Genomic DNA, 26,942 nt, shown 5'->3' on the forward strand with positions numbered 1-26,942 from the left:
TTAATTTTTAAAAATTTCCTTCATTGAAAGTTTCACATTCTGTACATTGATCACTATTACAATTTATTCCATATATCTGAACCTTTAATGATATACATTCTCCTCTAAAATTATATCCACACCTATTTATTTCACAGGTTATTTTGGGACTCATAACTATGGAATCTTTATTAAAAATCTGTTTTATTTCCCCTAGCAGATTTGTATTTCTTAGATTTGTCAAAGAATTTTTCAGAGTTCTATACCTAAAAGTATTACAATAAGTCTTGTTATTAGAATTTATATCTTTTCCTGTTATATGTATAATTCTAGCTGTACATAATCCATCAATATTATTTAAACAGTTTATAGCACTACATATTAAATTTGGCATAATTATATTACTCCTTACAAAGAAATTTTCATAGTTTAGAATCTTTTTAAAAGCATATTATTAAATACTCTTATTTTCTTCCTATTTAAATAAAAATATTCAAAAAACAAAAAAGGGCACCTTATTAAGGTGCTATAAATGAATCAGTTGCCAAATTTTCAATACTCCAGTATATTTTAACATCTTATTATTTTAACCACAATATAAAATATTATTCAAAAAGTAAATTTTTAATAAAAAAGAACACTATTAATTTTACAATCAATAATGCTCATTTTTTATATTTTCAATATTATCTAATAAATAGCCCTGTAACACTACATAGAAGTAAGAAACAACAACTATATATTTTTAGATAATTCATCTAAACTTAGCAGGAGTATAATAATCTTCCGCCAAGTAAGATTCATTTGATACACAATACTTCTATGTATTTGAATAATTAATAACTATTCAATACAAATTTATATATTCCTAAAAACTATTTTTCAGATCCAACTACATGAACTTTCATCATGTTTGTACTTCCTGTATTTTGAACTGGTATACCTGCAGCCACAACTACTAAGTCACCATCTTTAACATATTCGTATTCTTTAGCTTTTTCTACTGATCTAACTATTAATTCATCTGTAGACTCAACTTTTTCAGCTACTATTGGAGATACTCCCCAGCTTAATGCAAGAGATCTAGCAACTTTTTCACTTGGTGTTACAGCTATCACTGGTGCTTCTGATCTGTATTTTGAAACCATTCTTGCTGTATTTCCTGTTTGAGTAGCAGTAACTATTGCAGCTGCATTAAGTTCTGATGCTGTTTCACAAGTAGCAAGGCTTATTGCATTGGCAATATTTTTAACTGAATTTTCTTTTCTCTTTGCAAGTACATCTTTATAGTTTAATTGTCTTTCAGCAGCCTGAGCGATTTTTGCCATAGTTTGTGTAGCTTCTACTGGATAATCTCCATTAGCACTTTCACCACTTAACATTATAGCGTCTGTACCGTCAAATATTGCATTTGCTATATCTGATGCTTCTGCTCTTGTTGGTCTTGGATTTCTTATCATGGAATCAAGCATTTGAGTTGCTGTTATAACTGGTTTTCCAAGCTTATTACATTTTTCAATAATCATTTTTTGAGTTAGTGGAACTAATTCTATAGGAATTTCAACTCCCATGTCTCCTCTTGCTACCATTATACCATCAGAAGCTTCGATAATTTCATCTATATTATCTACACCTTCTTGATTTTCTACTTTTGAGAAGATTAGTATATTGCTTCCGCCATTTTCTTGAAGAACTTTTCTTATAGCATTTACATCATCTGCTTTTCTTATAAATGAAGCTGCTATTGCATCAACTTCTTGTTCACATCCAAATATAAGATCAGATTTATCCTTTTCTGTCATAGCTGGAAGCTTTATTGAAACATTAGGAACATTTACACCTTTATGACTTCCTACAAATCCTGTATTAGCTACTGTGCAATGGATATTTGTACCTTCAACTGCATCAACAGTTAATCCTACAAGACCGTCATCGATTAATATTGTATTTCCTGGCACTACATCTTTATATAAGTCAGTGTAAGTTATAGAACATTTTGTTGCATCACCAAGAACTTCTTCTCCGCAAACTACTGTAAATTTAGATCCCTTTTGAAGTTCAAGCTTTTTACCATCAAAATTATGTGTTCTTATTTCTGGTCCTTTTGTATCAAGTACTATAGCTATTGGCTTATTGTATTTTTCTCTTAATTTTTTAATAAGATCCATTCTTGTTTTGTGTTCAGCATGGTCGCCATGTGAAAAATTGTGTCTTGAAGCACTCATTCCTGCTTCAATAAATTTTGATAACATTTCTTCAGTATCACTTGCTGGTCCTATGGTAAATATCATTTTAGTCTTTTGCATTCTTAAACTCTCCTTATACTTTAAAATTCTAATATATATATATTTAATGAAAGCTATCTTGAAAGTATCTCTGATATCTCATAAAGTCTTTCATCAAATTTTCTTGGTACAGCTAATGCTTCGTCTATATCATCATCTGTTATTTTGTTTTCTCTTATTCCAATAACTCTGGATGTTTTTCCTTCAATTAGAACTTCTACAGCCCTAACTCCCATTCTTGAAGCAAGCATTCTATCAAAGGCAGATGGACTTCCACCTCTTTGTATGTGTCCTAAAATAGTTGCTCTTGTTTCAATACCAGTAACACTTTCTACCTGTTTAGCCAGTTCCATTGAACCACCTATACCTTCTGCCACTAAAATTAAGCTATGCATCTTTCCTTTTAATTTTCCTTCAAGAATAGTTTTGCATAACTCATCAAAATCATAACCTTTTTCTGGAATTATAACACTTTCTGCTCCTCCAGCTATACCTGAATATAGAGCAATATCTCCACAGTCTCTTCCCATTACTTCAACTATGCTTACCCTTTCATGAGAAGTAGAAGTATCTCTCAATTTATTTATTGCATCTAATACTGTATTTAAAGTGGTATCAAATCCTAATGTATATTCTGTATATGGTAAGTCATTATCTATAGTTCCAGGAATTCCCACAGTAGAAATTCCAAGTTTTGAAAGCTTTTGTGCTCCCATGAATGATCCATTTCCACCTATAACTACCAATCCATCTACACCAAATACCTTTAGAACTCCTGCAGCCTTTTTCCTACCTTCTTCTGTTAAAAATTCAGCACAACGAGCAGTTCTTAAAACAGTACCACCTCTTTGAATTATATCAGATACATCTTGTCTTTTCATTTCAAAGAGTTCACCATTTATTAATCCACTGTAACCTCTTTTAATGCCCATAACCTTAATTCCTTTGTCAAGACTAGTTCTTACCACTGCTCTTATGGCAGCATTCATACCAGGTGCATCTCCACCACTTGTTAGCACAGCTATTGTTTTCATATACATACCTCCTACGACCATCGGGGACTAAATATGTCCCACACGCTTTATAAAATTCACTATGAATTGAAATGTCCACCCTAAAAATTAATCACTCCGTCTTTATTCTAATAGAAATAGAGAAAAACTTCAATGCTTTATAACAAATATAATTAAATTTTATTATATTATATAATAAATTAAAAATTATCCATATTATTTTGTACTATTTTACAAAATAATATACAATAATTGTTAACATACTTTTAGATTTTCCTCTCCAAATCTCTTCCTCAAAAAGTTTAATATCTCTATATCCTCTTTTATCCATAAACTGCTGGGAAGCATAAACTTTTTTCTTTCTTTCCTAGTACATATATATATGGGCGTACTACCTTTAAATTCCGAAAGAAAATTTTCTATTTCTTTTATAGTATTTACAACCTGATTTTCATCTTCAATTTGAATATAAACCTTAGAACTATTTATCTTTACCAATGGTTTTATATCCTCACATATAATTTTAGGTTGTTCATCTTCTCTTATGCTTACCCGTCCCTTTAGTATTATCATCTCATCTTCTTTTATAAGAATTTTAAACTTTTCAAGTACATTAGGAAAAATTATAACTTCTACGGAAGCATACATATCTTCAATTTTGCAAAATGCCATCATGGAGTTATTTCTGGTTATTTTCTTTGTTACCTCTGTCAATATGCCGCCTATAACTACTCTATCCCCGTCTTTAACCTTATAGTTTTCAGAGGAATTTACTTCTTCCAAAGATTCTGCAATTACTATATCTGATATATTTGTATTTACTGAAGCATCTAAAGTTTCTTTATATTCATCTAAAGGGTGTCCCGATATATAGAGACCGGTCATCTCTTTTTCCATTGTCAATATATATTTTTTTTGAAATTCTTTAATATCTGGATACTTTACATCCATATCACTATAAGAATTTTCACTATTCATTTGATAATTACCAAATAAGCTTATCTGTCCGTCAATATTTTTCTTTCTCTGATTACTGATTCCATCCATTACTTTTTCATAAACCGCTAAAAGTCTTGACCTATATATTTTAAAATAGTCAAAAGCTCCTACCTTTATGAGGCTTTCAACTGCTCTTTTATTTACTATTCCAATATCGACTTTGTTACAAAAATCAACAAAGTTTATAAATTTACCTTTTTCATTTCTAGATTTAACTATACTCTCTATTACATTAACACCTACATTTTTAACTGCAGCCATTCCAAAACGTATTTTTTCATTTTTAACAGTAAATTTTGAAAAGCTTTCATTTATATCTGGCGGTAAAAGTTCTGTATTGATTTCTTTTGCAAATCTTACATAATATGCTACCTTTTCATTATTTCCCATTACACTGTTAAGCATAGCAGCTATAAATTCTGTTGGATAATACTTCATAAGATATGCAGTTTCATAGGCTACTACTGCATAAGCTGCTGCGTGAGATTTATTAAAAGCATAGCTTGCAAAGTCCATCATAGAATCAAATATTTTATTAGCAGCTGTTTCTGAAATACCATTTCTAAGACATCCTGCTACTTCTATATTTCCCTCATCATCTGTAATTCCATATATAAAATTACGCCTTTCCTCTTCCATTACATGATGCTTTTTTTTCGACATAGCACGTCTTACCAGATCACTTCTTCCCATGGAATATCCTGCAAGATCCCTAACTATCTGCATAACCTGTTCCTGATAAACCATACAGCCATAGGTAACATTTAATATGTGCTCTAGTTCTGGTGTGATATATTCTTCTCCCTCTGGATCATTTTTGTTTTTTACATACCTTGGTATCTCTTTCATGGGACCAGGTCTATAAAGACTTATACCGGCTATTATATCCTCAAAATTATCTGGTTTAAGTTCTTTCATAAAACTTGTCATTCCCGGAGATTCCAATTGAAATACTCCAACTGTTTTACCTTCTCCAATCATCTTATATACTTTTTCATCATTAAAGTCTATAGAATCTAAGTCTATTTTTACCCCTTTATTATCCCTTATCATATTTACAGCATCTCTTAAAACTGTAAGTGTTCTCAGTCCTAAAAAATCCATCTTCAATAATCCAAGTTCCTCTAACGTATTCATAGTAAATTGAGTTACTATGGCATCTTCATTTCTAAGAAGTGGTACATAATTTACTAAAGGCTGCGATGCTATAACCACTCCCGCAGCATGGGTTGATGTATGTCTTGGAAGCCCTTCCAAATCTCTTGAAATATCAATAAGAGTTTTAATTCTATCATCTTCCTCATAGATTTGTTTTAACTCCTGATTGATTTCAAGCGCTTTATCAATGGTAATATTCAACATAGAGGGTATCATTTTAGCTATTTTATCCACTTCCGCATAGGAATAATCCATTGCTCTTCCTACATCTCTTATGCAAGCCCTTGCTGCCATAGTTCCAAAGGTAACAATTTGTGAAACATTATTTTTACCATACTTCTCTACCACATAATCTATAACTTCCTGACGTCTTTCATAACAAAAATCAGAGTCTATATCGGGCATAGATACTCTCTCTGGATTCAAAAATCTTTCAAAAATAAGATTATATTTTATAGGGTCTATCTTAGTAATTCCTAGGGTATAGGCTACTATAGAACCTGCTCCACTGCCTCTTCCTGGCCCTGTCATTATACCATTTTCTCTGGCAAATCTTATAAAATCCCATACTATTAAAAAATAATCCACATATCCCATTTCTTTTATTATTTTAAGTTCATAATCCAGTCTACCTGTAAGCTCATCTGTTACAGGATTATATCTCTTTTTTAGTCCCTCATAACAAAGGGCTTTCATATACTCAAAATGATCTAATCCTTCTTTTAATGGAAAATTAGGCAATTTTGATTCATGAAATTTATAGTCAAAATTGCACTCTTGTGCAATTTTACAGGTATTATCCATAGCTTCTTGTACATAGGAAAACTGTTTATACATCTCTTCTGGAGATTTTAAATAGAATTCATCAGAAGCATATCTCATTCTATTTTCCTCGTTGACAGTTTTTCCTGTTTGAATACATAGAAGGACATCATGAGATTTATAATCTCTTTTATCTATATAGTGTACATCATTGGTAGCTACAAGGGGGATTTCCAGTTCTTTTGACATATTTACCAGTTCCTCATTTACCCTCAGCTGTTCATCAATTCCATGATATTGTAGTTCAAGATAAAATCCATCTTTAAATATATTTTTATAAAAAAGAGCAGCTTCTACTGCAGCTTCCCTACTTTTCTTTAAAATCTTAGATTGTACTTCTCCTCCCAAACAAGCACTTAGAGCAATTATTCCACTGCTGTGCTGTTTTAAAAAATCGTGATCTACTCTAGGCTTATAATAAAATCCTTCAATGGAAGCAGAAGACACTATCTGCATTAGGTTCCTGTAGCCCTCTTCATTTTTTACCAATAATACAAGATGATAAGTTTCATTTTCTTTATCTGGATGTTTTATATGCATAGATTTTCCTGCTACATATACTTCACAGCCTATAATTGGTTTTATCCCAGCTTCTTTAGCAGCTTTATAAAAATCCACCACTCCATACATAGCACCATGATCTGTTATAGCAAGACTTTTCATTCCAAGTTCTTTAGCCCTTGAAACCAATTTTTTTATCTTACCAGAACCATCTAAAAGACTATACTCTGTATGTACATGGAGATGAACAAAATCCTTATGTGAACTCTCCTTCTCCATTTGACTCCTCCTCTATTCCTCAAAATCCACAGAAGCAGAGCCCTCCAGCATAGGCTTTAAGTACTTTACTACTTCATTTACATGTACTGGATTCACCTGATAATTATCCATATCCTCTTTAGAATCAAACTTAGTAATCAATGCTATATCATAGGATCTCTGTGAATGTACTACGTCTTCTCCAACTTTAATTTCCTTTAAAAAGGATATCTTTCCTTCCATGGAAAGAAGTAATTCTTTTGCCTTTTTAGTATTATTTCTATCCTTTAATTTAAAAAATACAATATGAGTAAACATAATAACTCCTCCTTATAAATTATATAATATATGAAATCAAAAAAATTTCAACTCTATAATAAATTTAAAAAATCTAACTACTTTTTGAGCACTTTTGCAGATAACATGAGTTTTGAAATTAATTCTTTATTACAATCAAACATATCAACCTGTACCTTAGAAAAATTTCTTCCCATATCTACTATTTCTGTAAAAACATCTATGACACTATCCATTTGAACTGGTTTCATAAAATACGTAGTAATACTATCTACGGAAACATTTATATTGTTTTTATGTCTTAATGTCATAATTCCCATAGTTGACAATAGCATATTCAATGAACTCCAAGAAGCAGTTCCTATAACATCTAACATCTCAGCTATTATTCTACCGTTAAAATGCATTCTTCCCAACTCATTATACTCATACTTAAAATTTTTAAGTATAATGTCCTCAAGAGTTTCTCCTACTTGAGGCTGTCTTAATGCATATTGCAGGGCTTTTATAACATCTTCACGGTCAACTATACCTACTAATTCCTTATCTTCCATTACAAGGGCCAGTTCTACCCCTCCCCATCCCATAATATGAGCCGTATATGCTACAGTAGTCTTAGGAGTAACAGTCATTATATCTTTATTCATAAATTTACTTATAATTTCATCATTTTCTATATCAATATCTATATCTTTAAGCGTAATTATTCCCACTATTTTCTTATTACGATCCAGTATTAAATATTTATCACGTTTAGTAGTTCTTAAAAGCTCTCTCCATTTACCTACAGAATCATCCATGTTCATATAATTTACATCTGATTCCATAATATCCTCTACTAATATGATATCTTTTTTTATAAGACTTTCTGATATTGCTTTATTTATCATAGTAGCAATAGTAAAACTGTCATAGGAAGAAGAAATTACAGGTAGCTCCTTATCATTTGCCAATTTCTTTATATTTTCTGCACATCCAAAGCTCCCTGCTATCAAAACAGCACAATTACTCATAAGTGCGAGGCTTTGTATATCCTCTCTGTTACCTACAATGACAAGAGATCCCGGACTAATATATTTTTTTGCTGCATCATAGGTCATAGCACCTATTAAAAATTTATCGAGAGTTTTATGAATACCATTTTCTCCACCAAGTATTGTTCCTTCAACTATATTTACAACCTCTGCGTAAGTTAAACTTTCAATACTTTTTTTTTCAACTTTATCAATTTTTATAGTTCCAACTCTTGGTATGGTAGTAACAATACCCATGGAGTCACATTCTTTTATAGCTCTATAGGCAGTTCCCTCGCTAACTTCTAATTTATTTGCTATGCCTCTAACCGATATTTTAGTTCCTGATTTAAGTGAACGTACATAATTTATAATTTCCTGATGTTTTGACATAAGTTTTTATCTTCCCTCTCTTCTGAGTTCTCCTGCAATTTTTTCAATTCTTCTAAGTCTATGGTTAACCCCTGATTTTCCCACTGGTGGATTCAACATCTGCCCCAATTCTTTAAGAGATTCATCTGGAAAATTTAATCTTATTTCAGCTATTTCTTTAAGATTTTTAGGAAGCCTTGAAAGTCCTATTTCCTTTTCAATGAGCTTTATACTTTCCACTTGTCTCACTGCCGCATTAACAGTCTTACTGAGATTTGCAGTTTCGCAGTTAACCAATCTATTTACATTGTTTCTCATTTCTTTCATTATTCTAATATTTTCAAATTCTAAAAGACTGCTGTGAGCTCCAATTATATTCAATAAATCTACTATCTGCTCTCCTTCTTTTATATATACCACAAAACTGCTTTTTCTCTGTATAACCTTGGAATTCAATCCAAAACTATTTATTATACTACTAAGCTCTCTTGAATACTGTTCATTGTGAGTTACAAATTCCAAATGATAAGTTTTTTCAGGATTACTAATACTTCCTCCACCTAAAAATGCACCTCTAATATATAATTTTTTATATTCATCTCCATTAATTATTCTTTCAGGAATACCATAATTTAATGATATAATACCATTATCTTCCTTCAGCACTCCTACTTCCTTCAAAATATCCCCTATATGCATTTCCTCACTTATGTGAACTATATATACATTACTTTTCTTTAGAGAATTACTTTTCTTCACCATTAGCTTAGTATGTATTTTAAAATGATCCTTTAACAATTTAAATATTAGTCTTGCTATAGCAGGATTCTCCGTAATAATTCTAAAATTTATTTTTTTATTTCCTACAAAAGAAAGAGTTCCACTTGCCTTCATTATACCAGATAATTCTGCTACAGCTTCCTTTTTTGAAAAATCAGTAAATCTGCAAATTTCATTTTTTACTTTAGATGAAAATGACATTTTTATTCTACTCCTCATTTATTTTTAGTTTAAATATTTAAAAGTATAAGACTCCAATATATTTAATGTTAAAATTCTTTTATTTAGCTAAAAATAAACAATCAATACACCTCTTTGATTTTTATTCTTTTCTTTCAAATCCTTTGTTTTCTTTTAATCTCTCAGACAAATAGAAATATTCAATAATTTTCTTTCGATCGTAGAACAATTTCTTATCCATAATAGTTTCAACTAATATATCTGCTAATCTCTCTGAATCATGTCTTACATATCCATTTTTAATCTTTATAAATTTACCCTTAACGGTTCCTACACCCATTTTTTTCAGAGTTTCTTCATCTATATTAACTAATTCTGAAGTCTTCTCAAGATACTTATCCTGAAGTACCTCATCTATTTCTTCAGTGTTTATCACCGTATAATCTACTATACCATCTCCTACATGTTTATATATAGCTTTTATGTGATCCGATACAGAATACCCATCTGTTTCTCCAGGTTGAGTCATTATATTGGAAACATATAATCTCAAAGCTTTTGTCTTATGCAGTGCAGAAGCTATGTCCTTTACCAAAAGATTTGGAATTACGCTGGTGTAAAGACTTCCCGGGCCGAGTATTATTGCGTCTGCTTCTAATATAGCATTAATGGCTTCAGTTAGTGCCTTTACATCTTTAGGATTTATAAATATTCTTTCAATAGCACTTTCATATTGTTTTACAGCTTCCGGAATATTTGATTCACCTTCTACAATTACTCCATTTTTCAGTTCCGCTTTTAGAGTGACATTTTCCAAAGTTACAGGTACAACTCTACCAGTTACAGCTAATACAGAACTCATCTTTCTTACAGCTTCCTCAAAATTATTTGATAATCCATCCATAGCTGCTAAAAATAGATTACCAAAACTTTGATTTTTAAGCCTTCCATCTTTAAATCTATACTGTAATAATTCCTCCATTAATGGTTCTGTATCTGATAAAGCTAAAATACAGTTTCTTATATCTCCAGGAGGAAGCATTCCAAGATCTTCTCTTAAATCCCCTGAGCCGCCTCCATCGTCAGCTACTGTAACGATTGCTGTTATATTTGATGTATAATATTTTAATCCTCTAAGCATAGTGGAAAGTCCTGTTCCACCACCTATGGCAACAATTTTAGGTCCCTTTACTAAAAGTCTCTTTTCATATATAAGATTTCCAAGTTTTCTTGAGTCCAAAGATACATTTAAGTATCCTTTATTTATTAACGCAATAATAGATTTCATTCCCTGAGTTACTGACATATAAAGTATGAAAGCTCCGCTTATTATAAGAAATATATAATAAGCATTATATTCCTTACTATAAAACCTGCTTTTATTAATAATCTCTGCTAATCCAAAGGTAATCAGCATAATTCCTAGGATTCCAAGCATTACCCATCTCTTAACTTTAATGCCAGGTCTGATCCAATCTATTAGCTTCATAATTTTTTACCACCTTTATTTACATCTTCATTAATATCTCTGTGGTCTACATTAACATTATGCCCTGAAGCCTTTAACTTTGAGTAAATAGAATTTGCTATAGTAACAGATCTGTGCCTTCCACCAGTACATCCAATGGAAACTATTAGCTGTCTTTTGCCTTCTTTTAAATAATGAGGAATTAAATACTCAAGCATATCAGCTAATTTATCTATAAATACTCTAGTTTCTTCAAATCCCAATACATAATCACTTACGGGTTTATCATTTCCTGAGAAATACTTCAAATCCTGTATGTAAAATGGGTTTGGCAGGAATCTCACATCAAAAACCAAATCTGAATCCACTGGTATGCCGTATTTAAAGCCGAAGGACAGTACTGTTATAATAAGTTGAGTTTCCATCTGCCCTTCCTGTTCGTATATTTGAGTTATTTTTTCTCTTAGTTCTCTGGTAGTAAGATTAGAAGTATCTATTACATTATTTGCTCTATTTCTTACTTGTTTTAATTTTAATCTTTCCAATTCAATGCCTTTTATAACTCTTCCTTGAGGTGAAAGTGGATGTTTTCTTCTAGATTCTTTATATCTCTTCACAAGTACTTCATCACTGGCATCTAAGAATAATATTTCATATTTATATCCTGCATTTTCAAGCTTACTGAGATTTTCAAATAAATCATGAAAAAATTCTCCTCCTCTTATATCTATAACTAATGCTATTCTATCTATCTTACCCTCTGCTTGAAAACAGGCTTCTGCAAATTTTGATATTAAAGTTGGCGGTAAATTATCAACACAAAAATATCCTAAATCCTCTAAACTTCTTATTGCATGAGTTTTACCAGCTCCTGATAATCCTGTAACAATTACAAATCTCATAAATGCCTGATCTAGTTGTTATTAATATACTCTAAATCAGGGTTTCACCTACCTTTCTAATTCTAAATTCTCTCTTAAAACTAAAATTTCATTTATAGATATTCAATGTATAATTACATTGCTAATTAAATTTATCAATTAAGCTATCAAAATATTATTTTAATAGTCTTTTAATTATAACATAAAGCTATCAAGCATGAAAATTCTATACTCTTAAATTTTATACATATTTATTCCATTATCATCTTCCAAACTCATATTCATCAGATGAATCATCAGAAAAGAAAGGTTGTCCTTAAAATTTACAATCTAAGGGCAACCTCTAAATTAATTATCTTTCTTTTCAATAACTTTTATTATACTATATAAAGTCCTATTTACAGGAGTATCCACCTTATATTTTTCTCCCAACTTACATATTGTACCTGCAAACATCTCTACCTCTGTTTCTCTGCAGCTTTCGATGTCCTGGAGCATTGAAGTTCTGCTATCAGGATTCATGCTATACAACACTTCATACCATCTTTTTACATCATCATTATTTAAATTTACACCCACTTTTTCGGATAACTTTATTACTTCCATCATAGCTGAATCCATAAGATTTCTTGCTTCAACATTAGTCTGAAAAGCACCATATTTAGCTCTTAACACTGCCGAAGATTGATTTATACTGACATTAATCATAAACTTCCACCATAGAGCATGCATCATATCTTCTGGAATTTCATAGGGTATATCAGCCTCTTCAAAAAGATCCTTTACCGCTTTTACTCTTTCTGAATAATTAACATTCTTTTTTTCTCCAAAAGTTATATTTCCACAGCTGGAAAATTTAATATTATTTTTATCACGATTGCCATCAATACCAACACATAGGGAATAAAGCATTTTATCCATTCCAAACTTTTTACCGACTATTTCTTCGCTGGTAATTCCATTTAATAAAGATAATATAATGGTATTCTCTCCCACGTGATTTTTGATATCTTCCATAGCTTCTAACAACTGATTTGATTTTACAGCTATTAAAATCAAATCTGCCGGCTCACATTTTTCTTCTGGAGTTACATATTTAAAATCATATTTTTTATCATTGATAAAAAATCCATTTTCTCTATACCTTTTTATCCTTTCACCGCCAGCTATAATTTTTATTGAGTCGGGATTCATGTCATATATTTTACTTCCATAAGCACAACCAATAGCTCCTAAGCCTATTAATGATACCTTTTTTATCTTCACCATCTTAACCTCCCTGTCTATCAATTTGAAGCAAGTTCTTAATTTAGGTGGGAATTCTTTTATCCCATCTGAATTTTAGAACTGCAAATGCATGGCTTACTTTGCGTCGAACTCCCATTTGAAGAAGTTGAAGACTTACGCCAAGTTAGTCATGTGAAAAGTTTATATAAATATGATAGCATAAAAGATTAATTTTATGCTTTAAAAACATAAAATCAGTTTTTTTTCTTTTTATCTTCTCCAATTATTCTAACTTCTGGATGAAGTTCTACATTGAATTTTTCTTTAACGGTCTTTTTTACTATATGGATTAAATCAAGTATATCCTTAGCCGTAGCATTACCTTTATTTATTATGAATCCTGAATGTTTAGTAGATACTTCTGCATCCCCTACTCTTCTGCCTTTAAGTCCACTATCTTGAATAAGTTTTCCTGCAAAATATCCCGTTGGTCTTTTAAAAGTACTTCCAGCTGAAGGATATTCTAAAGGCTGCTTCTCTCTTCTTCTCTCCATAAGTTCATCTATTCTATTCTTAATCTTTTCATAATCACCTTTTTTTAGTTGAAAAGTAACTTCTAAAACCACATAATCATTTTTTAATATAGTACTCATTCTATATTCCAATTCTAAATGTTGTTTATCCAATTTTAAAAACTTTCCATTTTTATCTAATACCAATGAACTTTCCACTACCATTGACATTTCTCCATCATAAGCTCCAGCATTCATGGCTAAAGCCCCACCTACACTTCCCGGAATGCCACATGCAAATTCTAATCCAGTAAGACTAGCATCTCTAGCAATCCTACTGGTCTTTGCTATAGTTGCTCCTCCCTGGGCTGTTATTTTTTCGCCATCTACAACGATTTTGTCTAGTTTTGTAAGCTTAATTACCACACCTCTAATTCCACCGTCTTTAACTAATAAATTAGATCCATTACCAATTATATAGAAGGAAACATTATAATTCTTACATAGTTGTATTATATTAATTATTTCATCATAATTAGTAGGAGTCACCAATACATCTACAGGTCCACCTACTCTAAATGAAGTATGTTCTTTCATTTCTGCATTAAATTCTATGTTTTCTTCGTCAATTATTTTAGATAGTTTAATCAAAAAATCATTAAAATGCTCCATATTGAATCTCCTCAAAAATATTCATATAAAATTTAGTATAATCTATCCCTCTATCGTAATCAAGAATAAAATTTTTAAGTTTACATTCTTTTCTAGGAAATTTAATATATAATTTAATAAAAATCGAAAAAATTCTTAGATTACTTACAATAAATTCAATTATTCTAATTAAATATAAAAAAATGATGTTTCAAATAGCTATTTTTCTAAAGATGCCTTACCGAAATAATCTAATATACTATTTGCAGCCTTAGTATCAATAGAATCTATACTTAATAATTCCTTATAAGAAGCTTTTTTTATATTATCTATGCTTCCAAATTTTTTTAAAAGCTCTTTTCTTCTCTTAGCACCTATATTAGGTATATCCTCTAATACAGAGTGAAGAATTCTTTTATCTCTAAGACTTCTATGATAACTTATAGCAAATCTGTGAACTTCGTCTTGAATTCTAGTAATAAAATGCATTACATTTGAGTTTTTTTTCAAAAACAATTCTTCGCTATTATATATAAGTCCTCTTGTATTATGTCTATCATCTTTAACCATACCACAAACAGGTATATCTATGTTTAATTTTTTTAAAACCTCTAAAGCTATATTTATTTGTCCCAGTCCGCCATCCATAAGTATAAGATCTGGGAAAATACAGAACTTTCCCGCACTTAATTCTAAATTTCTCTCTTCTATAGCTTTAACCTCATCCAATCCCCTTTTAAATCTTCTGATAAGTATTTCCCTCATACTGTCATAATCATTGGCTCCCTTAACTGTCTTTATTTTAAAACGCCTGTAATCACTATTTTTGGGCTTTCCTTTTTCAAATACCACCATTGAACCAACGGAATCAACTCCCTGAATATTAGAAATATCATAGGCCTCAATTCTATTAGGAAGTTCTTCAAGATTTAGTATATGAGCTAAATCCTGTAAAGTTTCCTTATGTAAAGCTTTATCTTGTAATATCTTTAATTTAAATTGATCTAGAGTAGCGGAAGCATTCCTTTTTACCATTTCCAATAAATTCTTCTTATCACCTTTTTGAGGAATTTTAATTTCTACCTTTGAACCTCTTTTCATAGTAAGCCACTGTTCTAAAAGTTCTACATCCAATATATCTGGTACATATATATTTTTAGGTATAAAAGCTGTTCCACCATAGAATTCTTTGATAAATTGGGATATGATTATAGCTTTATCTTCTCCAGAAGTATTTTCAAGCATAAAATGTTCTCTTCCAACTATTTTTCCATTTCTCACAAAAAATATATTTACACAGGTATCCTTTTCATCACTGTCTAAATTTATAAAATCTTCATTTTCAAAACTGCCTGTCATTATTTTCTGTTTTTCACTTACTTTATTTAAAGCTATAATTTTATCTCTTAAAAAAGCTGCCCTCTCAAAGTCCATCTCTTCTGAAGCTTTTTCCATATCCATTTTAAGCTGCTTAATTATAATACTATCCTTTCCATTTAAAACATTTATAATTTCTCCTACAGTTTTACTATAATCCTCTTTACTTATAAGCCCTGCACAAGGTGCCGTACAAAGATTTATATGATAATTAAGGCACGGTCTTGTAATATTTCCATTCTCTATTATAGTTCTTTTACAGGTTCTTATAGGAAATATTTTTTTTATTAGCTCCATAGTTTCATATACTGCCGAAACATCTACGTAGGGTCCAAAATATTTTGCTCCATCTTTTGCAATAATTCTTGTTACAAAAATTCTTGGAAAATCTTCATTTGTAGTTATTTTTATAAAAGGATAGTGTTTGTCATCTTTAAGCAAAATATTATATCGCGGTTTGTATTTTTTTATTAAATTACATTCTAAAATTAAAGCTTCTATCTCAGAATCTGTAACGATATATTCAAATTCAGCTATATTTTTCACCATAGCTTTTACTTTCTCAGAATGATTCTTAGAACTTTGAAAATATTGTCTAACTCTATTTTTTAAAATTTTAGCTTTACCCACATATATAACTTCACCTAGAGAATTCTTCATAAGATAAACTCCTGGTTTATCTGGCAAAAGCTTTAGCTGATACTTGAAATCAAACATTAAATCACCTCCTATTTTAACTTAAGGAGCATTGGAAATCGATAAGCTATGTATAAAATAGAAATAATCACTATAATATCTTCAATGAATTTTCCATTATTAGATCCTACTCTAAAAGTAAAGGGAAATTTTATATTTTTACCTTTTAAGGGATAGAAAAGAGGCACTCCCCTATTAGTACACATATCACCTATGATATGTGTACTATATCCTATGATAAAGTAATAAACTAAATAGATATTATTATATTGTAAAGCCCTATAATTTACTATAAATGCAAATACAATCATACCTAATATGCTATGTGTAAATCCCATTCTATGCGATGAAAAAGCAACAATTATCAGTACCATTCCAATCACCATAAGTTCAGGTATATTCCTATAAAATATATTAAATACTATTAATATTGTCCCTATGCCTCCATACACGCTTACCTTAACCATTTTATTTTTTACTGGTAATATATATTTATTAAATATACTTTTAGGATGATCTATATCTGGCAGCAGTGATGAAATAATAAGAATTATCACCGCTATAATACTCAATTCTCCAGGAATCTTACTGCTTATTGCAATTCCAACAGATGCTCCCATTACAGCATGAGTCTTTCCTGTCATACATTTCTCCTTTGTTTATATTTATATCATTGACCTATTTTGAAAGTGAAGTTTTTATAACCCCAGCAGCTATTTTAGCTGCCTGGATACCTCCCTGACCTCCATCTTCCACAATTACAGCTACTGCAATTTTAGGATTTTCCATAGGTGCAAATCCAATAAACCATGAATGAGGCCTTGCATTTGATGTATCCTGATGATCTGCTGTACCAGTTTTTCCACATACATTTAAACCACTTATATCTGCATTTCCTCCAGTACCATCTGTTACAACACCTCTCATAAATTCCTTCATAGTGGCAGCTATTTCAGGAGTAGTAACATTTCCTATACTTTCAGGTTTATAAGTCATTATAGTATTTCCTGTACTTGATATTACAGAATTAACAAGATAGGGCTTCATCATTACTCCATCGTTAGCTATGGTACTTGCTACCAATGCCATCTGCATGGGTGTAGCAAGATCCTGACTTTGTCCTATAGCGCTTTGTGCTATATTTCCCGGTTCACTGGAATCATAAGTAGGAAATCTACTTTTATCTATGACAATACCATCACTAGGTATATCTTTATTAAAATAAAAATCCTCTGCTGTCTTTTTTAGCTTATTATTACCTAAAGTCAAACCTAAGGTACCAAATATTTGATTACTAGAGTGTATATAAGCTTGTTTTAAGTTTATACTTCCAAGGACTTCTCCTCCAAAGTTATTAAGTGCATACTTTGAATTAAATCTAATTCCTCCAGTATCATTAAAAGTTTGATTCATAACTCCACTAATATTTTCTAATGCACTTATAGCTGTAACAGTTTTAAAAGTAGAACCAGGCGGATATAGACCAGATACAGCTCTATTTAATAAGGGTCTGCTTTTATCAGTAGAAATTGATTTCCACTGTGCTGTAAGTTCACTATCATTTGGATTAAAAGAAGGTGCTGATACCATGGCCAATATTTCACCAGTTTTAGGATTAAGTGCCACTACCGCCCCTTTTTGTCCAGTATTACTCAATAGATTATAGGCTTGTTTTTGTACATCACTATCAAGAGTGGTAATAAGGTCATTTCCCTTTTTATCTTCCTTTTTTACAGAGCCCTTATTAGCTATAAATTCTTTTAAATACTGCACTATACTCATATCATTTGCACCCATAAGATATTGATCATACTTAGATTCAAGGCCAGTTATTCCATAACTTGGATTCACATAGCCCAGTACATGCGCAAATACGGCACCACCAGTGTACTCTCTTTTTTGAGTTAATGTATTAACCCTTGAACTCTTTGTAAGAGCATTTTTATTTCTATCGTAAATAGTTCCTCTCAATACTTCATTTCTTTTAGCCCAAAGTCTTTTATTATCTGTATTATTTACAATTTTAGGAGCCACATATACTTCAAAATATGCAACATAAGATATAACCACTATAAATAATAAGAGAAAAACAAACAATACCTTCTTTATTCCAACGGAAATATCATTCAAGCTTACCTTCCTCCTTCAGAGATCTTTTGCAGTATGCCAAGTGCCATAAATGTAATAATCATGGAAGTACCTCCATAACTTACAAGTGGCAGGGTAATCCCCGTAAGTGGAATCATATTTGTGACCCCCCCTACTATTACCAATACCTGAGCACCTATCATCGCACTGTAGCCAACTGCTAAAAGCCTTGAAAATTTATCTTCTGCAAATAGAGCTGCTCTCATACATCTATAAAATAACAAGAAATATAAAATCATTATTGCAAATCCCATAAGTACTCCCATTTCTTCACTTATGGATGCAAATATAAAGTCAGAATCATTTATTGGCACAAATCCTGGATATCCTAGCCCTAAACCGGTTCCGAATAATCCTCCCCAAGCTATAGAGTACATTGATTGCACTACCTGATAACTTTGATTCGTCTTATAAGGCCATGGATCCTGCCATATCATAACTCTAAGTCTTACATGCCCGAACAGTTTATAGCTTATAAAAGCTCCTGCTGAAAACAACAATAGACAAATTAAAACATATTTAAATTTACCAGTACAAATATATAACATAGTTACTGATATAGCAAAAAATATAAGTGCAGAACCAAGGTCTTTCTGCAATACCATAAAACCAAGCGAAACCATTACTATAAATGCCGGTTCTATAAGTTGTTTAAAATTCTTATATTTACTGAAAGCAGATGCCAAATAGGCAATTAAAAATAATTTTGCAAACTCTGATGGTTGAAAACTAAAGCCGCCAAAATGAACCCAGTTCTGGGAACCGTTAACATCAGCAGCCCCTAGTAGAGTAGGCATAGATATAAATACCAGGGTTAATACAAGAAATATATATCTAAACTTCACATATTTTTTTAGCTCTGGTAATATAACCACTATCAAAATAAAGATTACAATTCCAACCACAAAAAATATAATCTGCTTTATGGCATCAGCGGGCTTTAGTCTATATATCATAACCATACCTATATTTGAAAGTATGCAGGCAAAAATGAGAATGTATTTATCTCCATCAGGGAAAAATCTTCTAACTATAAAGTTTGAATATCCCATAAGTATACATATAATTCCACCTATAATAAGTGCTACATTATCAAAGGGTGTTTTTATCAAAAATATATTAAAAAAACTTATTATACAAAAAAGATATGTAACTCTAAGCAACCGCTTTTCTTCTTTTATACTATCCATAATTCACCTATCCTATTACCTTAAATACAATTGTTCCTATTTCTATTTTGTCTCCTGGACGAATATACACTTTCTCCTGTATTTTTTGTCCATTTACTATAGTACCATTAGTGCTGTTTAAGTCTTCAAATATATAATTATTATTTTTCATATAAATTCTTGCATGATGACCTGAAATATATTCCTCAGCAAGTACAACTGTATTATCTTCTTTTCGTCCTATAGTTACTTCACGGTCTATGGGTATCACTGAACCCTTTCTTACCATATTATTCATTCCGCCATCTACAACTTCTAAACCAAAGGTCTTTTTTCTTTTTACTCGCTTCTTATCTCCACTTTTCATGTCTTTATACATTATTCTAAGTGCAAAAGCAATTATTAAATATATTACTGCAATAATAAATATTTTAAAGATGAGACTTAATTTACTAAAACCTGAAGTCTCTAGTACTAATCCTAGATATAAATTATTAAGTATCAAACACTTCACCTTCTCGCCGTGTAATATAAAGGACCAGCATAATATTCATGCTAGTCCTAGTACAATTATAGCATTTTTTTTAAATATTGTCCTGTATAAGATAAATTATTTTTTACTATATCCTCAGGAGTACCTGTGCACAATATATTTCCTCCTTTTTCCCCGCCTTCTGGTCCTAAATCGATAATATAATCTGCACACTTTATTACATCTAAATTATGTTCTATAACTACTACAGTATTTCCAGTATCCACAAGTCTCTGAAGTATTTCAACAAGCCTGCTTACATCATCTATATGAAGCCCCGTAGTAGGTTCATCTAATATATAAAGAGTTTTCCCAGTACTTCTCTTAGATAATTCATAGGCAAGCTTTATTCTCTGAGCTTCCCCTCCAGAAAGTTGTGTTGAAGGCTGCCCAAGTCTTATATATCCTAATCCTACATCCATTAATGTATCTAGTTTATTTTTAATCCTAGGTATATTTTCAAAAAACTTCACTGCTTCTTCTACAGTCATATTCAGTACATCGTCTATATTCCTGTTTTTATATTTTATCTCCAAAGTTTCCCTATTATACCTCTTTCCTTTACATACCTCACAGGGTACATATACATCTGATAGAAATTGCATCTCTATTTTTATAATTCCATCACCTTTGCAGGCTTCGCATCTTCCACCTTTAACATTAAAACTAAATCTTCCAGGTTTATACCCTCTCATCTTAGCGTCATTTGTTACAGAAAATAATTCTCTTATTATATCAAATACTCCAGTATAGGTAGCCGGGTTAGATCTTGGTGTCCTTCCAATAGGGCTCTGATTTATATCTATTATTTTATCAATATTTTCTATCCCCTGAATTTCCTTATGTTTTCCTGGATTAGCCTTACTGTGATTTATTTTTTTGTTAAGTCCTTTATATAATATTTCATTGACAAGAGTACTCTTTCCCGATCCAGAAACTCCAGTTACACAAGTTAATACTCCTATTGGGAAATTTACCTTTATATTTTTCAAATTATTTTCCTTAGCACCAATTATTTTAATAAAATTATCGCTGAATTTTCTTCTTTTTTTTGGTACATCTATCTTTTTCTCTCCAGTAATATATTGACCAGTTATAGATTCTTTACAATTTTTAATATATTGAAGATCACCAGCTGCAACTATTTCTCCTCCATGTTCTCCTGCTCCAGGTCCTACATCTACTATAAAATCTGCTTCTTTTATAGTATCTTCATCATGTTCAACTACTATTAATGTATTTCCTATATCCCTTAAATGTTTCATAGTAGCTATTAATTTATCATTGTCTCTTTGATGAAGACCAATGCTTGGTTCATCAAGTATGTATAAAACCCCTACAAGACTTGATCCTATTTGAGTAGCAAGTCTAATTCTCTGTGATTCTCCTCCTGAGAGGGTTCTAGCCGCTCTTGTAAGATTTAAATAATCTAACCCTACATCAATTAAAAATTTCAGTCTGTCTTTTATTTCTTTAAGTATCTGATTACTTATTATTTTATCCTTTTCACTTAATTCCAAATTATTTATAAAGTTGAGTTCGTCTCTTATGGGTAAGCTGCAAAATTCAAATATATTTTTATCTCCCACTGTAACCGCTAATACCTCTGGTTTTAATCTAGCTCCTTTACACTTAGGGCAGGGATTATCACTCATATAATTTTCTATTTCATTTTTTATATATTCAGAATTACTTTCCATATATCTTCTTCTAAGTTCATTTATAATACCTTCATACTGATGGTTAAACTGCATGTTTTGATTGTCTTTATTATAATAGACTACAAGTTTCTCCCCTTTAGTTCCATATAATATTATATCTAATACTTCAGGATCCAAATCTTTTACAGGGGTATCTATAGTAAAATTATATCTTTTTTGAAGAGCTGTAAGTATACTATAGGTCCAGGAATCTTCCTTTAGTCTTCCTTCTCCCCAAGGAGCTATGGCACCTTCTGATATACTTTTCTCCTTATCTGGTATAACTAAATCCTCATCAATCTCCATAAGGGTTCCAAGTCCATCACAAGTATCACATTTCCCAAAAGGTGAATTAAAGGAAAACATTCTTGGAGCTAATTCTCCAATACTTATATTACAATCAGGACATGCAAAACTTTCACTAAAGAGCATATCCTCTCCATCAATTATATTCACTATTACAATTCCTTCTGCAAGTTTTAAAGCCGTTTCCAATGAATCTGTAAGTCTGCTCTTTATTCCATCTTTTATAACAATTCTATCCACAATTGCATCTATATGATGTTTTTTATTTTTTTCAAGCTTAATTGATTCACCTTCAATTTCCTGTATCTCCCCATCAATCCTTGCCCTTACAAATCCATTTTTCTTAATATTTTCCAGTACTTTTACATGTTCACCTTTTCTTCCTCTAATTACTGGTGATAATATTTGTATTTTGGTCCTTTCTGGTAGTTCTAAAATTTTATCCACCATTTGATCAATGGTCTGTTGTCTTATTTCCTTACCACATTTTGGACAGTGAGGAATACCTACCTTAGAATAAAGCAATCTTAAATAGTCATATATTTCTGTAACTGTTCCAACAGTAGATCTTGGATTTCTTCCTGTAGTTTTTTGATCAATAGATATAGCTGGAGAAAGTCCTTCAATGTATTCTACATCCGGCTTATCCATTTGCCCTAAAAATTGTCTTGCATAGGAAGATAATGATTCTACATATCTCCTCTGACCTTCTGCATAAAGAGTATCAAAAGCTAAAGAAGATTTTCCCGATCCAGAAAGTCCTGTAAATACAACAAATTTATCTCTAGGTATAGTGAGACTAACATTTTTTAAATTGTTTACCTTAGCACCTTTAATAACTATTTTATCCTGCAAAGTATTTCACCCCTTATAAGCATAGATCAATTGATACATTAACTCAATTAATCTATGAACTTTTCATTTTTTCTTCAGCTTTTTCTTAAGATTAAAAATTGTATCCCTAAGTCTTGCAGCAGTTTCAAATTGAAGGTCTTTAGCTGCCTGTTTCATTTCTTCTTCATATTTTTTAATTACTTTCTCTATATTCTCATTATTTGCATTTACTGCCTCTTCTAAACTATTATACTCAGCTTTTTCTTCTGCCACTTTAGATATCTCCAGTATTTCTCTTATATCTTTTTTTACAGTGGTAGGAACAATTCCATTTTTTGTATTGTATTCTATTTGTATAGTTCTTCTTCTATTGGTTTCACTTATAGCCTTATCCATAGATCTAGTTATAGTGTCTGCATACATTATAACTTTACTTTCAGAATTCCTTGCTGCCCTTCCTATAGTCTGAACAAGAGATGTTTCTGATCTCAAAAAACCCTCTTTATCTGCATCTAAAATAGCTACTAAAGCTACCTCTGGAATATCCAGCCCTTCTCTTAAAAGGTTGATTCCCACTAAAACATCAAATTCTTTTTTTCTGAGTCCCTGAATGATTTTCATTCTCTCTATAGTATCTATATCAGAGTGCATATATCTAGTTTTAATATTCATCCCTTTCAAATAATCTGTCAAATCCTCAGCCATTTTCTTTGTAAGAGTAGTAACTAATATTCTAAAGCCCTTATCTATAGTTTCATTTATCTTTCCATACAAATCATCTATCTGGCCTTTAACTGGAAGGACAATTATCTCAGGATCCAGTAATCCAGTAGGTCTTATTATCTGCTCTGCCACATTAGTTGAATGCTCCAATTCGTATTTAGCGGGCGTGGCACTGACAAAAATTACATCGTGAAATTTTTTCTCAAATTCTTCAAATTTAAGAGGTCTGTTATCAAAAGCCGATGGAAGCCTAAATCCATATTCTACAAGTGTATTTTTTCTAGATCTGTCACCACCATACATAGCTTTAACCTGAGGAAGTGTTACATGGCTTTCATCAATAAACAACATAAAATCCTCCGGAAAATAGTCTATAAGTGTTTTGGGTGGCTCTCCCACGGATCTTCCATCCATAATCCTGGAATAATTTTCAATACCGGTGCAATATCCCACTTCTCTCATCATTTCTATATCAAAATTAGTTCTCTGCTTAAGTCTCTGTGCCTCTAAAAGTTTGTCTTCTGCTGTAAGTTGTTTAAGTCTTTCTTCAAGCTCAGCTTCTATCTTATTTATAGCTACTTCTAATCTATCTCTTGAAGTAGCAAAATGGGATGCTGGAAAAATAACGGTATGCTTAAGTTCACCTATTATATTTCCAGTTAATACATCAAATTCTTTTATTTTGTCAATTTCATCTCCGAAAAACTCCACTCTTATAGCTTTACTGGTAGAGGATGCTGGAAAAATGTCCAGTGTGTCTCCTCTGACTCTAAAAGTTCCTCTGATGAAGTTTATCTCATTTCTTTCATATTGAATTTCTATAAGCTTCTTTAACACCTGATCTCTATCCTTTTCCATACCTTCTCTTAAGGAAATGGATAACTTTTTATATTCATCAGGATTACCTAATCCATAAATACAAGATACAGAAGCTACAATGACTACATCCTGTCTCTCAAAAAGTGCCGATGTAGCTGAGTGTCTTAATTTATCTATTTCGTCATTTATAGATGCATCTTTTTCTATATATGTATCCGTTTGAGGTACATAGGCCTCAGGTTGGTAATAATCATAATAAGATACAAAATATTCCACTGCACTGTCTGGAAAAAATTCTCTGAACTCAGAACATAATTGTGCTGCCAAAGTCTTATTATGTGCTAATACTAAAGTTGGTTTTTGTAATCTTTCAATTATGTTAGCCATGGTAAAAGTTTTTCCTGACCCTGTAACTCCAAGCAAAGTCTGAAATTTATTGCCACTTTGGACTCCTTTCACCAATTTATCTATAGCATCAGGCTGATCTCCTGTAGGCTTAAATTTTGAACATATTTTAAATTTACCCATACAAAATTCCTCCACTGAACATTTGTTCGTATAACAATTTTACACTTTCATAATGCTATTGTCAATTTATTTATATAAACTCCGTAGAGTTATTTTTTATCTTCTTCATCTTTCTTTACTTTATCCAAAGTTTCTTGAAAAGAACTTCTATCATATTTCATAACTACACTATTTTTAGGAATAGTTCTAGGAACAAAAACTATTCCCAATCTTTTATTTTTATTCATTTTATTATAATCAACTTGTTCTAATTTTCCATGAACAGTTTTTATTTTAAGCCATATAAATGTGGATACATTATTTAAAGCTTCTATTATGTCCTGATCATTTATTATCTTTTTGTCATTTACTTCAACTACTCTATCTCCACTTTTAATTCCCATTTCAGAAGCTGGAGAAGATGGTGCCACTTCCAAAACCATAAGTCCCTCATCAGTACTTACATATTTAGGTGCTCCTTTTGTTTCCATATAAGTTTGGATTTTAAGCATTATTTCGTGGGCTAAAGGTGCAAAAATAGCTATTAAAAATTCCCCTAATAAATTTATTCTGCCAATTTGTGCTACTATAAGCAAAATAATACCATATATTGCTATGCCCATCCCTGAAGATATAACTTTTTCTTTCTTGCTCCTTGTAAAAGTTATAGAATTGTATCCTATTACTCCATAAAAGGCAAAAAAAGCAACAGCAGCATTTTTTACTATGCTGTAACCAATAACTTCAGATCCAGATGAAATGTTTGGACCACTTAAAACAAACATCAATGCTACAGGAATTATCCAATATCTTTTAAGTGCAAATCCTCCTATTATAGTATTATTTTTATTAGTAAATACAGGAATTGTTCCTTTATCCCCATCTATAATCACAAGTATACCTTCTATTATGTGTAATATAGCTACAAGTGAAATCAGCATAACTACATTTGTCTTTAAAAACTCAAATTGATTCATATTTATATGGTAAATCAACCCTATAAACTGTATACCTACACTCATCAAAGACAATATACCAGCAGAATAGGAAAAACATATAAATCTATTGCCAAATATCATAAGTATAATGGATATCATAAACATTAAAGTTATAGTTATTTGACTGACAAATGCTATTCCAAGATAAGAACTTATTAAGCTAGCTATAGTTCCAGCAAATATTCCAATAACTATTTGAGAAATAGTCAATACAAAAGTTGAATTTAGCTGTTCACCTATTATCATTTTCTGCATCATAACAATTTTTTTATTCCTTGTGTATAGTATAAATGCTAACATAAGAAGTATAAAAACATATGGTGGTGTAATTATTGCCTGTGAAATTGACTTAAGTACATATAATGCAATATTCATTAAAATAAAATTCCCCTCTCACCAAACTACTTTTCCCTGTGATCCTATCACAATTGAAGCAAGTTCTTAATTCAGGTGGGGATTCTTTTATCCCATCTTAATTTTAGAACTGCAAATGCATGACTTACTTGGCATTGGCGTCGAACTCCCACTTAAAGAAAAGCAGACAAAACAAAATTTATTTTGTATTTGGTCGCTTTCACAGAGTGCAAGCAGAGAACCAAAATCTTCTTTTTGATTTTGTGTGTGGGCTGTACAGAGTGCGTTGGAGACTTACGCCAAGTTAGTCAGGTTAAATATATGACTTCAGACAAAAATATACATTATCTGAAGTCACTCTGTAAATAAAGCTTCAATACTGC

The 26,942-nt window shown here is 31.1% G+C and carries 19 protein-coding genes; all 19 read right to left on the minus strand.

Annotated features, from left to right (window positions below):
• Window positions 1-7 precede the first annotated feature (7 nt).
• Entirely contained in the window at window positions 8-373 is a 366-nt protein-coding gene (locus tag CLPA_RS13425; protein WP_003442818.1) for a DUF1540 domain-containing protein, read from the minus strand.
• A gap of 481 nt (window positions 374-854) precedes the next feature.
• Window positions 855-2,285 carry a pyruvate kinase gene (gene pyk / locus CLPA_RS13430; protein WP_003442821.1) on the minus strand — a complete coding sequence of 477 codons (1,431 nt, stop codon included), beginning with the start codon at window positions 2,283-2,285 and terminating at the stop codon, window positions 855-857.
• Window positions 2,286-2,338: 53 nt separating this feature from the next.
• Window positions 2,339-3,298 (minus strand): 6-phosphofructokinase, encoded by a 960-nt coding sequence (pfkA, locus tag CLPA_RS13435; RefSeq protein WP_003442824.1) that lies wholly within the window; start codon window positions 3,296-3,298, stop codon window positions 2,339-2,341.
• A gap of 234 nt (window positions 3,299-3,532) precedes the next feature.
• Window positions 3,533-7,036, minus strand: coding sequence for a DNA polymerase III subunit alpha (locus tag CLPA_RS13440; RefSeq protein ID WP_003442827.1), 3,504 nt, complete (start codon window positions 7,034-7,036; stop codon window positions 3,533-3,535).
• A 12-nt stretch (window positions 7,037-7,048) separates the two neighbouring features.
• Entirely contained in the window at window positions 7,049-7,333 is a 285-nt protein-coding gene (locus CLPA_RS13445) for a Dabb family protein (RefSeq protein WP_003442830.1), read from the minus strand.
• A gap of 77 nt (window positions 7,334-7,410) precedes the next feature.
• The gene (locus CLPA_RS13450) at window positions 7,411-8,718 is read right to left on the minus strand and encodes a DRTGG domain-containing protein (protein ID WP_003442833.1); all 1,308 of its coding nucleotides are present in this window, start codon (window positions 8,716-8,718) and stop codon (window positions 7,411-7,413) included.
• A 6-nt stretch (window positions 8,719-8,724) separates the two neighbouring features.
• Entirely contained in the window at window positions 8,725-9,678 is a 954-nt protein-coding gene (whiA, locus tag CLPA_RS13455; protein WP_003442836.1) for a DNA-binding protein WhiA, read from the minus strand.
• A gap of 121 nt (window positions 9,679-9,799) precedes the next feature.
• Window positions 9,800-11,146, minus strand: a complete 1,347-nt coding sequence (locus CLPA_RS13460) for a gluconeogenesis factor YvcK family protein (RefSeq protein WP_003442839.1) — start codon at window positions 11,144-11,146, stop codon at window positions 9,800-9,802.
• Window positions 11,143-12,027, minus strand: a complete 885-nt coding sequence (gene rapZ / locus CLPA_RS13465; RefSeq protein WP_003442850.1) for an RNase adapter RapZ — start codon at window positions 12,025-12,027, stop codon at window positions 11,143-11,145. Before rapZ ends, CLPA_RS13460 begins: the two co-directional genes overlap by 4 nt.
• Before the next feature lie 327 nt (window positions 12,028-12,354).
• Window positions 12,355-13,275: a ketopantoate reductase family protein gene (locus tag CLPA_RS13470; RefSeq protein WP_003442859.1), complete on the minus strand. Its 921-nt coding sequence runs from the start codon at window positions 13,273-13,275 to the stop codon at window positions 12,355-12,357.
• A 212-nt stretch (window positions 13,276-13,487) separates the two neighbouring features.
• Window positions 13,488-14,417, minus strand: a complete 930-nt coding sequence (gene murB / locus CLPA_RS13475; protein ID WP_003442862.1) for a UDP-N-acetylmuramate dehydrogenase — start codon at window positions 14,415-14,417, stop codon at window positions 13,488-13,490.
• 198 nt (window positions 14,418-14,615) lie between these two features.
• Complete coding sequence (gene uvrC / locus CLPA_RS13480) at window positions 14,616-16,490, minus strand: excinuclease ABC subunit UvrC (protein WP_003442863.1); 1,875 nt, start codon at window positions 16,488-16,490, stop codon at window positions 14,616-14,618.
• Window positions 16,491-16,501: 11 nt separating this feature from the next.
• The gene (locus CLPA_RS13485; protein ID WP_003442865.1) at window positions 16,502-17,113 is read right to left on the minus strand and encodes a metal-dependent hydrolase; all 612 of its coding nucleotides are present in this window, start codon (window positions 17,111-17,113) and stop codon (window positions 16,502-16,504) included.
• 34 nt (window positions 17,114-17,147) lie between these two features.
• Complete coding sequence (locus CLPA_RS13490; protein ID WP_003442869.1) at window positions 17,148-18,599, minus strand: peptidoglycan D,D-transpeptidase FtsI family protein; 1,452 nt, start codon at window positions 18,597-18,599, stop codon at window positions 17,148-17,150.
• A gap of 2 nt (window positions 18,600-18,601) precedes the next feature.
• Window positions 18,602-19,807, minus strand: a complete 1,206-nt coding sequence (locus tag CLPA_RS13495; RefSeq protein WP_003442872.1) for an FtsW/RodA/SpoVE family cell cycle protein — start codon at window positions 19,805-19,807, stop codon at window positions 18,602-18,604.
• A gap of 7 nt (window positions 19,808-19,814) precedes the next feature.
• Window positions 19,815-20,291, minus strand: coding sequence for an FHA domain-containing protein (locus CLPA_RS13500; RefSeq protein WP_003442886.1), 477 nt, complete (start codon window positions 20,289-20,291; stop codon window positions 19,815-19,817).
• A 65-nt stretch (window positions 20,292-20,356) separates the two neighbouring features.
• Window positions 20,357-23,179 carry an excinuclease ABC subunit UvrA gene (gene uvrA, locus CLPA_RS13505; protein WP_003442890.1) on the minus strand — a complete coding sequence of 941 codons (2,823 nt, stop codon included), beginning with the start codon at window positions 23,177-23,179 and terminating at the stop codon, window positions 20,357-20,359.
• Window positions 23,180-23,242: 63 nt separating this feature from the next.
• Complete coding sequence (uvrB, locus tag CLPA_RS13510) at window positions 23,243-25,228, minus strand: excinuclease ABC subunit UvrB (protein WP_003442892.1); 1,986 nt, start codon at window positions 25,226-25,228, stop codon at window positions 23,243-23,245.
• An 89-nt stretch (window positions 25,229-25,317) separates the two neighbouring features.
• Window positions 25,318-26,580 carry a PDZ domain-containing protein gene (locus tag CLPA_RS13515; protein WP_003442911.1) on the minus strand — a complete coding sequence of 421 codons (1,263 nt, stop codon included), beginning with the start codon at window positions 26,578-26,580 and terminating at the stop codon, window positions 25,318-25,320.
• Window positions 26,581-26,942 lie beyond the last annotated feature (362 nt).

This window comes from Clostridium pasteurianum DSM 525 = ATCC 6013 (genome assembly GCF_000807255.1).
Taxonomy (GTDB): domain Bacteria; phylum Bacillota; class Clostridia; order Clostridiales; family Clostridiaceae; genus Clostridium_I; species Clostridium_I pasteurianum.

What these genes read in the sequence shown, in the direction of transcription:
- uvrC (WP_003442863.1), bottom strand. Translation starts at nt 16,490, where the DNA reads ATGTTTGATTTCAAGTATCAGCTAAAGCTTTTGCCAGATAAACCAGGA.
- CLPA_RS13450 (WP_003442833.1), bottom strand. Translation starts at nt 8,718, where the DNA reads ATGTCAAAACATCAGGAAATTATAAATTATGTACGTTCACTTAAATCA.
- pfkA (WP_003442824.1), bottom strand. Translation starts at nt 3,298, where the DNA reads ATGAAAACAATAGCTGTGCTAACAAGTGGTGGAGATGCACCTGGTATG.
- CLPA_RS13495 (WP_003442872.1), bottom strand. Translation starts at nt 19,807, where the DNA reads ATGGATAGTATAAAAGAAGAAAAGCGGTTGCTTAGAGTTACATATCTT.
- pyk (WP_003442821.1), bottom strand. Translation starts at nt 2,285, where the DNA reads ATGCAAAAGACTAAAATGATATTTACCATAGGACCAGCAAGTGATACT.
- CLPA_RS13425 (WP_003442818.1), bottom strand. Translation starts at nt 373, where the DNA reads ATGCCAAATTTAATATGTAGTGCTATAAACTGTTTAAATAATATTGAT.
- CLPA_RS13440 (WP_003442827.1), bottom strand. Translation starts at nt 7,036, where the DNA reads ATGGAGAAGGAGAGTTCACATAAGGATTTTGTTCATCTCCATGTACAT.
- CLPA_RS13515 (WP_003442911.1), bottom strand. Translation starts at nt 26,580, where the DNA reads ATGAATATTGCATTATATGTACTTAAGTCAATTTCACAGGCAATAATT.
- CLPA_RS13460 (WP_003442839.1), bottom strand. Translation starts at nt 11,146, where the DNA reads ATGAAGCTAATAGATTGGATCAGACCTGGCATTAAAGTTAAGAGATGG.
- CLPA_RS13470 (WP_003442859.1), bottom strand. Translation starts at nt 13,275, where the DNA reads ATGGTGAAGATAAAAAAGGTATCATTAATAGGCTTAGGAGCTATTGGT.
- CLPA_RS13445 (WP_003442830.1), bottom strand. Translation starts at nt 7,333, where the DNA reads ATGTTTACTCATATTGTATTTTTTAAATTAAAGGATAGAAATAATACT.
- rapZ (WP_003442850.1), bottom strand. Translation starts at nt 12,027, where the DNA reads ATGAGATTTGTAATTGTTACAGGATTATCAGGAGCTGGTAAAACTCAT.
- murB (WP_003442862.1), bottom strand. Translation starts at nt 14,417, where the DNA reads ATGGAGCATTTTAATGATTTTTTGATTAAACTATCTAAAATAATTGAC.
- uvrB (WP_003442892.1), bottom strand. Translation starts at nt 25,228, where the DNA reads ATGGGTAAATTTAAAATATGTTCAAAATTTAAGCCTACAGGAGATCAG.
- CLPA_RS13485 (WP_003442865.1), bottom strand. Translation starts at nt 17,113, where the DNA reads ATGACAGGAAAGACTCATGCTGTAATGGGAGCATCTGTTGGAATTGCA.
- whiA (WP_003442836.1), bottom strand. Translation starts at nt 9,678, where the DNA reads ATGTCATTTTCATCTAAAGTAAAAAATGAAATTTGCAGATTTACTGAT.